Annotated in this window: 8 protein-coding genes; 3 read left to right on the top strand and 5 right to left on the bottom strand. The window is 47.1% G+C overall.

Going from position 1 to position 8,443, the window contains the following annotated elements; genetic code table 11:
* Positions 1-178: 178 nt before the first annotated feature.
* From E5987_RS12035 to E5987_RS12030, 3 genes are all read right to left on the bottom strand, one after another.
* A complete protein-coding gene (locus E5987_RS12035; RefSeq protein WP_237178839.1) occupies positions 179-1,063 on the bottom strand; it encodes a cytochrome-c peroxidase in 885 nt (294 codons plus the stop codon).
* Positions 1,032-1,196, bottom strand: a complete 165-nt coding sequence (locus tag E5987_RS13190) for a hypothetical protein (protein WP_237178838.1) — start codon at positions 1,194-1,196, stop codon at positions 1,032-1,034. Before E5987_RS13190 ends, E5987_RS12035 begins: the two co-directional genes overlap by 32 nt.
* A 236-nt stretch (positions 1,197-1,432) precedes the next feature.
* On the bottom strand, positions 1,433-2,413 hold the full coding sequence (locus E5987_RS12030) for a LysR substrate-binding domain-containing protein (protein WP_160336322.1): 981 nt from the start codon (positions 2,411-2,413) through the stop codon (positions 1,433-1,435).
* A 136-nt stretch (positions 2,414-2,549) separates the two neighbouring features.
* Here E5987_RS12030 and E5987_RS12025 point away from each other — a divergent pair, with 136 nt between their 5' ends.
* Positions 2,550-4,043: an argininosuccinate lyase gene (locus E5987_RS12025; RefSeq protein ID WP_160336321.1), complete on the top strand. Its 1,494-nt coding sequence runs from the start codon at positions 2,550-2,552 to the stop codon at positions 4,041-4,043.
* A gap of 153 nt (positions 4,044-4,196) precedes the next feature.
* Positions 4,197-5,210, top strand: coding sequence for an alpha/beta hydrolase (locus E5987_RS12020; protein WP_160336320.1), 1,014 nt, complete (start codon positions 4,197-4,199; stop codon positions 5,208-5,210).
* 72 nt (positions 5,211-5,282) lie between these two features.
* Here E5987_RS12020 and E5987_RS12015 read toward each other — a convergent pair whose 3' ends face one another.
* Both E5987_RS12015 and E5987_RS12010 read right to left on the bottom strand, forming a co-directional pair.
* Positions 5,283-5,627: a cytochrome c3 family protein gene (locus E5987_RS12015; RefSeq protein WP_160336319.1), complete on the bottom strand. Its 345-nt coding sequence runs from the start codon at positions 5,625-5,627 to the stop codon at positions 5,283-5,285.
* Positions 5,628-5,629: 2 nt separating this feature from the next.
* Positions 5,630-7,171, bottom strand: coding sequence for a flavocytochrome c (locus E5987_RS12010; RefSeq protein WP_160336318.1), 1,542 nt, complete (start codon positions 7,169-7,171; stop codon positions 5,630-5,632).
* A gap of 136 nt (positions 7,172-7,307) precedes the next feature.
* Here E5987_RS12010 and E5987_RS12005 point away from each other — a divergent pair, with 136 nt between their 5' ends.
* Positions 7,308-8,249 carry a LysR family transcriptional regulator gene (locus tag E5987_RS12005; RefSeq protein ID WP_160336317.1) on the top strand — a complete coding sequence of 314 codons (942 nt, stop codon included), beginning with the start codon at positions 7,308-7,310 and terminating at the stop codon, positions 8,247-8,249.
* The last annotated feature ends 194 nt before the right edge of the window (positions 8,250-8,443 follow it).

Below are 8,443 nucleotides of genomic sequence, written 5' to 3'. Positions count from 1 at the left end.
CATATTTGTAGGGTGATTGGTTTCTTTCATAGGTTATAATTATCGCCTATGAAGTTAAAGAAGTCCATCCATGCATTGCTCAAAAGGGGTATAAAATCAATTGGTTAAATTGAAGATGAGACTATTTGTAAAAATAGCTCCTAGAATTTTGGGAATTCAGGCTTTATCGCACAAGACATTAATTTGATTTTTGCCACGGCTCGGCGATTGGAGTCAGAGGGCCGTTTGGCGGCAGCTTCGGCAATACGATCTCAGGCTGTTTTCCGGTCAAAGATTTGAGCCAAGCAACAATGTCTGCTATTTGTTCCGGACTAAAACTTCTCTCAAGCTGCAGCTCTCCCATGATCTTAACAGCTTCGGGAAGAGAGCTGACAGCACCGTCATGAAAATACGGATAGGTGAGTTCGATATTAAGAAGAATCGGCACCTTAAAGAACATGCGGTCTCGATCCCGCTTGGTGAAATCTGCGCGTCCCAGTGAAGGATTTGTTGTTTCGTAATCCTTTACGGCGCCCATTTTCTGAAAGGACTTGCCGCCGTAATTAGGACCGGAATGACAGGTGACACAGCGATACTTTTTAAATGTTTCCCAGCCGCGTATTTGTTGTTCACTTATAGCGTTTCTATCGCCTTTCATGTAGCGAGCAAACGGATAATCCGGAGTAACCAGCGTTTTCTCAAATGCGCCGATAGAGGCGGTAATGCGGTCAAAAGTTACTTCGTCGGTACCGAACGCTTTGCGAAAGTACGGTTTATAGCCGGGGATAGAGTCGATTACCGTAACGGCAAGTTCATGCGTGGCCCCCATCTCTTTCGAGTTCGTGATCGGACCGCCGGCCTGCTCTTCTAAAGTGGATGCTCGACCGTCCCAGAACTGAGCAACCTGATGTTCGGCGTTTAGCACGGTCGGTGAGTTAATCGGACCCTGCTGCCAATAGTCGCCGACAGAGGTCTTAAGATTGTCCACGCCGCCTGTGGAAAGATTGTGGCAGGAGTTGCAGGAAATAAATCCGGAGCGTGAAAGTCTCGGATCAAACCAAAGCATTCGGCCGAGTTCCTGCATCGGTGTTTCCTGTGCGCTCGGTGATCGTGGAATGTTTACTTCGGTTTGTGCAGAGCAGGGGATGCACGACATGGACAGAGAAAACAAGAGTGGAAATAGCGCGCTGCAGACCTTCATCTTCAATCTCCTGCATTAGATTATGGAATCAGGATACGCTGATATAACGGTGTCAGGGCGGCTCAAGTGCCCAAAAAGAAAGATGTTCTGAAGAGTTAGGGTCTGCCAACTGAGTGTCTCATTCATTCGGTCAAAGTCAGGAAAAGGTAAAGAATGCTCATAAATCCGGCCAGTCGGAATGCATGAGCAGGAGCTGCTTGTGGTCTTCCACTGCATTGGTAAGACCATTTTTCGTCTAAAACAGTTTTAAGATTAGCGGTCTTGAATTTCCGGATTGAAAATGGCCTTATAGGTATTCGGTTTTATGAATGGAAGAACCTGGCGGGCTTTAGATTTCAAGAGGTTTCTCCACGTCTGCGAATACCACTGCATAAAGATTCTTATGTGCTGCTCCTTCCACTTTTTCTTGGATGTAACAATCCAGAGCGGTTCGGACTTTCTGTGCCACCCGTCAAGGATAGGCACGAGTTTGCCCTGAATAATTTCCTCCGCACAATGGCCTAGGGGAAGGTCAATGACAATAGCCTGCCCTTGAAGAACAAGATTTTTAAGAAAAAGAATATCCGTAGACTTTATGCATCTTTGATAGCGTACAGGATGGATGCGACCATCCTTCTCCAACACAGTTGTTTCCGCTCTGGATTTTCCGCGAAAGACCGCACAGAAATGATTGATCAACTCAGCAGGATCTTTCGGCAGACCAAATCTCTTGATATAGAGTGGGGAGGCGACGGGTATGTATGTTGCATTCCCGCGGGAAAGTTTTTCGAGATCCGGAGAATTAAGTTCTCCGGTAAATGTGGATATTTCCCAACTTCCCTCTACTATTTCTTGAATTTTTGGCCCTACCTCAACCTGGAACTCTATTGCCGGATACAGCTTAGAAAATTCCATTAAAACTAAATTGACTTCACCGGCCGAAAGGGAGCCGGGAGCAACCGCAAACTGGATGCATTTCGGTTTGATTTGTCCGTTGTTAAAGCAGTTCAGAAGTTCTTTGTGAGACTGGTTAAGCTTCTCTATCTCTGGGATGCATTTGACGGCGTCTTCTGTAAGACGAAGGGGCTTCGTGTTCGTCAGCAGCGGCGTACCTAAACGTTCTTCCAGCGCACGAATTTTTCGCAATAAAGATGCAAGAGAAAGGTTGTTTTCTCGAGAAATTCCGTCGAGCGTCTTACCTTTAGACATCAGGTAAAGATATTTCCAGACAGCTAAATCGAACGATGGATCCATGTTTTCTTAGAAAAAATCAAAATAACAAGCCTTGTTGGAGGGGGTTCGTTTCTAATTTTCAAAAATGAAAAATAACTCTTGAAGGATACCAAATATGTCATTTACTTTAAGAGCTTCAATTTCAGGAGAAATAAATATGAAGTTAAAAAAATCCGCTGCATTATTTTTATGCTCTCTAATTGCGTTTTCTGCTTACGCCCAAAATCGAGATGAGTTCTTTTGGCTTGGGGAGATGAATAAGGCAACAGCTGTAATTAATAGCGAAGAGGGACTTCTTGACAAAGCGGTTACACCTAAAATTGCTCAGGGGATTAAAGACGTTCTTGATGACGGCAATAAACCGGGGGAAAAGCGTCCAAAAACGGTAATCACATTTGAACCGCTTTTAATTAAAAAGGCGGGGATGGATGTCACGATGCTGCATATTGGCAGATCGAGTCAGGATATGCACGCGACTTTTAGATCCGCAATTATGCGGGATCAGAGCTTAGAGTTGATGACAGAACTTTCTAAGACAATGCAGGTGCTTCTAAATCTTGCAGAAAAGAACCGCGGTACGATTGTTCCGAACTATACAAACGGTGTTGCGGCTCAGCCGAACAGTTATGCCCACTATCTTTTAGGCTATCTTTCTGCGTTTCATCGAGATGCTCAGCGAATTGAAAACCTCTATGAAAGATTGAATTACTGCGCTATGGGTACAACGGTTCTTAACGGCACTAGCTGGCCGCTGAACCGCCAGAGAATGTCCGATTATCTCGGCTTTAAGGCACCGGTTGAAAACGCCTATGATGCCGGCCAGTTTAAATCCAATGATGAAACCGTCGAACTTGCTTCTGTCCTAACAAGCATCGCACTGCACGTAGCAACGTTCATCGAAGATCTGAGTGTTCAGTATGCTCAGCCGCGTCCGTGGATTCTCTTGCAGGAGGGTGGAGAAAACACCTATGTTTCTTCTGCAATGCCTCAGAAACGAAATCCGGGTCTCATGATCCGAACAAGAACCAATGCAAGCAGATTAATAGGGGACGCTCAGCAGGCTGTATGGCTGGCCCACAATATCATTCCGGGAATGGGAGATGCCCGCAACGTTGCAGACAACTCCCGCAGAGTCAAAGAAACAATCGATATGCTGAAGCAGTTCACAAGGGTTATAAAAGCGCTTCAAGTTAATCCAAAGCGAGCTCTTGAGGAATTGAATCTGGACTGGACAGCAAGTCAGGAAATTGCTGACGTGTTTATGAGGGACTACAAACTTCCATTCAGAGTCGGACATCACATTGCGAGTCAGATCGTTGGGTATGCTAAAGCCCATGATATCAAGCCCGCAGACTTTCCATATTCCGAAGTGAAGCGAATTTATGCGGAGGTAATTAAGAAAGAGTACCCGCAAGGCAATCCGGAATGTCCTATGTCCGAGTCGCAGTTCAAGGATACCTTGAATCCGATCAAGATCATTGAAAACCGCAGGACGTCGGGAGGTCCGCAGCCGGCAGAACTTGCTAAGAGCCTCGAAAGTATGAAACAAAAGATCAATGCTCAGGAAAAATGGGCTCAGACCAATCAAGAAAATATTGATCGGGCTCTGGCTAAGCTGGACAGCGATTTCAATAAACTGCTTAAAAAGTAGCACTTCCAAACAGTAGCGCTGCACAAAAACAAAAAACCGGATCGAGTCTTTTCTCGCTCCGGTTTTGATTTTAGTTAAGCCGACTAACCAAACTGTTTTGGTTTTTGATTAGATCATCTTTCGTTATGATTAACGACATAATCGGAGGATGAAATGAAGAAAATCTGCTTAATTATCGGAGGATTATTGATGGCCTCAGTGCTGGAGGCTCAGGCGGTCGACCTTTCATCGGCACCCGGAGCGGAAATAATGAAGCCTAATATCGAGAATGGTCAGATCGACTCGATGTCCGGAATTGTTTATGCGCAAATTAAAGGCCTCAGAGCGAATCGGGCAATGCGTATGAGCGTCATGATTCCAAGAAATAATTTGCTCAAGCCAGCGATTGTCTATTTCCCGGGCGGCGGCTTCACTTCCGCTGATTACGAAAAATTCACTGAAATGAGGACCGCCTTGGCCAAAGCCGGTTACGTGGTAGCTGCGGCCGAGTACCGTGTTGTTCCTAATAAATTCCCGGCGCTTCTGGAAGACGCGAAGGCCGCTGTTCGCTTCCTGCGCGCTCATGCCTCTGAATACGGTATCGATCCGGATCGTATTGGTGTGTTGGGTGATTCGGCCGGAGGATATCTTTCCCAGATGGCCGGAGCAACAAACGGAGAAAAAGAGTTCGATAAAGGCGATTATCTCGATCAATCCTCTGATGTTCAGGCGGTGGTTTCGCTCTACGGAATTTCAGATCTGAGAAATATCGGAGCAGGGTTCTCTCCTGAAATTGAGAAGGTCCACGAGTCGCCCGCTGTGACGGAAGCGCTTTTGGTCAACGGCCCCGCGTTCGGTAAATTTCCCGGGGCATCCATCCTTCAAACTCCTGAAAAGGCGCTTGAGGCAAGTCCTATCGGGCACGTCAACGGAAATGAACCGCCGTATCTGCTGATGCACGGAAGTGAAGACCCTCTAGTCAGTCCTGTGCAGAGCGTTCAAATGTTCAATGCTCTGAAAAATAAGAAGGAAGACGTGCGCTACATTATTCTTGAAGGAGCAAAACATGGCGATGTTTCTTGGTATCAGCCGAATGTAATCAATACCGTCGTTGATTTCTTCAAGACAAAACTCGGCGCACCAAAAGAAAATCCGGCCGCGGTTAAATCGACCGGAGGAAACCTTTAATTATTTCCGACAGAACGCATTAACAATCGATCAGTCGGTGTGCAGGTGCCTTAACGGGTACCTGTGGCGTTTTTATTTCACGTTAAATTTAAAGTTGTGGCACTGAGCGCAGTAGTTGACTGCAGGTTCATGCTGCATATGGCAGAGGGTGCAGTCACCGTTGTGCGGAGCCGCATGTGGGTTGGCCTGCGGAAGGTTTTGAGTTTTCTTCGCAAGAGCCGCCTTATCATGACAGGCAACACACTGAGCTTCTTCCGGATAGATTGGATTTTTCGGATCCGGGCCGTGACAAGCTGCGCACTGAACGCCTTTTGCAGTATGACGATCAGCACCGAACTTGTCAGCGGCAAAGCTTTGCGCTGCCAAACTAAGCGCTCCAAAGAGTACGCAGAAAGAGATCAGCAGCTTTTTACGCATATTTAGCTCCAGGCAGATTCTTTAGCGGCGTTTGCGCCCGCGATTCTTCCATTGACCAGACAGTCCATTGTGGCACAAGAGCCTAAACGTACAGCGCCGTGGACACCGCCTGTCGATTCGCCGGCAGCATAAAGACCCGGAATCGGTTTATCGGTGGAAATGTCAATCACCTGACCGAGACTGTTGGTTTCAACACCGCCCATACAGTGGTGTACTTTCGGAGAAAGAAGCGAACAGTACCAAGGACCTGTACCCATGGGTTTCGCGTTCTTAGTGAAGGGACGGCCCATTTCGTCGCCGGACTGCTTGGCTAGAGCTGCGTTATAGGCGTCGATCGTCTTTTTCAGTTCATCAAGCGGAATCTTGTACTCTGCAGCGACCGCTTCAAGTGTGTCAAACTTATGAACCACTTTTCTTTCCAACTGTTTGTCAAGAATGCCTTTACGCGTCTGATTAATTGTCAGATCGACAGCATTCTGATCGGCTAATGCGATACACGGCTGCCCTTTATTGTTGTTATTGATGACGGCGTCAGCTCTGACTTTACGATTAGCGAGCTCGTTAATGAAACGTTTGCCGGTTGCGGTATTGACCCAGATGCCCATCGTTGCGGCAGCACCCTGAGCGAAATAAAGCGCAATACCCATGCCTTTTTCCTCAGGCGAATTCCAAGGACCGCACTGAATCCAGTCGGTTTGAATCATGTTGCAGCCGATGCGGGAAGCTTCACGCCAGAGTTCTGAAGTGGCGCCCGGCTGATTCGTGGTTTCGAATTTGTCAGTAAGTTTCGGATCAAACTTCATGCGGAAATTGACGTCGGCACCGAAACCGCCGTAGCAAAGTACAAGAGCTTTACCGGCTTTAAGGTACTTAACCTTTCCGGAGTCCGGTTTGCCGAAACGGTAGCCGTCGCGAACCTTGACGCCTTTAACTCTTCCGTCAGAGTCTCTGATGATTGCTTCAACGTAACAGCGAAGTCTGACAGGAACACCGATTTTCTTTGCGTATTCAAGCTGCTTGGAAACAATGCCTGAACCTGAACCGTTGGTTGTGTATACGTGGCGGGGAACAGAATGACCGCCTTCCTGGCCGACTTTGCCGTCAACAAACTCAACGCCGATTTCTTTGACAAGCCATTCGTAAGTCGGAAGCGCGGCTTTGGTCATGGCGCTGACTTTTTCCGGATAGTTGTAGCCTAAACCTTCGCGAATCATGTCTTCTGCGAGCAGCTCCAGAGAGTCTTTGATTCCTAGAGCTTTCTGGAAGGCGCTTCCGGGGACCGACATAATGCCGCCGTTAATGACGGAGTTGCCGCCGGCAGAACGCATTTTTTCAAGCACAATGACATTTCCCGCGCCTTGATTCTTTGCTTCGCAGGCAGCTGCTAATCCGGCAAAACCGCTGCCGATAACGATGACGTCAAAATTTTCGTCCCACTGCGCAGGCATCGGATCAAAGCTCTTAGCCTGAGCAATTCCGGAAACGGTTCCGAGCGCAGCAGCGGCTCCGGCAGAAAGGAATGTACGGCGTTTAAGGGTTGTCATAGAAGTTCTCCTTGGTTTGTATTAGTGTTAACTACCCTTCAAATCTTAGAGCTGCGCCGCTATGCTTGAAATAGCAAATTAAGAATCTATTTGTGTTTTTCACAAGTTATTTACAGTCTCATTCGGGAGAACAATTTTGAATGCCGCTGACAATCTGCAGATTTGGTCTTTGATTGAGAAGCTCGGCAGTGGAAAAGGAATCACTTCCGCATCCATTGATCTGGACAAAGATTTGCCGGCCTGCACGCGGCTGATTCAGAAACTGGAAAACGATCTCGGCATGAAGCTGATCGATCATCACCGCCGTCCTGCTCAGCTTACCAATGAAGCGATTCAGATCATCCCGGCAGTAAAAAAGCTGACAAAGGCTTACAGCGAGCTCCTGGATGCGGTTGAGTCGGTTAAGAGCGAAGAAGCGCTGATTACGATGAGTATTCCGGTAAATATTTCTCGTTCGTCCTATAGAAAGTCGATTCGGCTGTATAAAAAACTTGATCCTAAACTCAAAATCCAAGTCCTTTCGGATTTGGATCATCAGGATTTATTGGAGCGCAAGGCCGATTTAGTCTGTCTTCCATACCATCCGCCTACAGACGGTTTAATGGTTTGGCCGTGCTATGAAGCGCGGACGGTTCTTGCTGCTGCTCCCGCCTATCTTCGTAAAAGAGGAGTACCGACGTCTCCGAAAGATCTTAGCGACCACTCATTAATTCTCCGTGCTTCCAGGCACTATCCGATGACAAACGAGCTTCATTGCGGATCGCGCTCCGTGCCGCTGAATTATCGCGAGATTGTTTTCAGCGGCGATGTGTTAAGCGGTAAAGAGGCGCTGCTTGCGGGTGAAGGAATTTCTGTGGATCTGTCTATTTCCTCGATTGAAAAAGAGCTTAAAAGCGGTTTGGTTGTTCAAGTACTGCCTTATTGGAGCCGTCCGGCTTGGCATGTCACTTTTGCGATCCGCAGAGAGTCGCTCTCCAACAGCAGGCTTGTGAAATTCGCGCTTTGGCTGAAAGAGCGTGAGAGAACTAATGTGGCAATCCGCTTCGACAAATACCGCAAGATGGGGTTTCTAAGATAAAAAATGGGCGCCTAATCGGCGCCCGAACTTCTTGTACTACTTCATTTTCTTTATATCCTGAATTCCCAAAAACTAGATCATAAATATTACTAGTAGTTACACACAGTGTCCAAATTGCCCGTAAACCGGGCATTGGGCATTATTTTAACTGATTTAATAGATTATAATTATATAATCTACCTGGAGGGATTCAT

Origin of the sequence: Parasutterella muris (assembly GCF_009767915.1) — a bacterium.
GTDB classification, from domain to species: Bacteria; Pseudomonadota; Gammaproteobacteria; order Burkholderiales; family Burkholderiaceae_F; genus Parasutterella; species Parasutterella muris.
The sequence above is the reverse complement of the archived record's forward strand: the minus strand, read 5'-3'. Positions and strand labels throughout refer to the sequence as shown.

Excerpts from the sequence above, each read along its gene's own strand:
- E5987_RS12035 (WP_237178839.1), bottom strand. The coding sequence starts at position 1,063 with ATGCAGGAACTCGGCCGAATGCTTTGGTTTGATCCGAGACTTTCACGC.
- E5987_RS13190 (WP_237178838.1), bottom strand. The coding sequence starts at position 1,196 with ATGCAGGAGATTGAAGATGAAGGTCTGCAGCGCGCTATTTCCACTCTT.
- E5987_RS12030 (WP_160336322.1), bottom strand. The coding sequence starts at position 2,413 with ATGGATCCATCGTTCGATTTAGCTGTCTGGAAATATCTTTACCTGATG.
- E5987_RS12025 (WP_160336321.1), top strand. The coding sequence starts at position 2,550 with ATGAAGTTAAAAAAATCCGCTGCATTATTTTTATGCTCTCTAATTGCG.
- E5987_RS12020 (WP_160336320.1), top strand. The coding sequence starts at position 4,197 with ATGAAGAAAATCTGCTTAATTATCGGAGGATTATTGATGGCCTCAGTG.
- E5987_RS12015 (WP_160336319.1), bottom strand. The coding sequence starts at position 5,627 with ATGCGTAAAAAGCTGCTGATCTCTTTCTGCGTACTCTTTGGAGCGCTT.
- E5987_RS12010 (WP_160336318.1), bottom strand. The coding sequence starts at position 7,171 with ATGACAACCCTTAAACGCCGTACATTCCTTTCTGCCGGAGCCGCTGCT.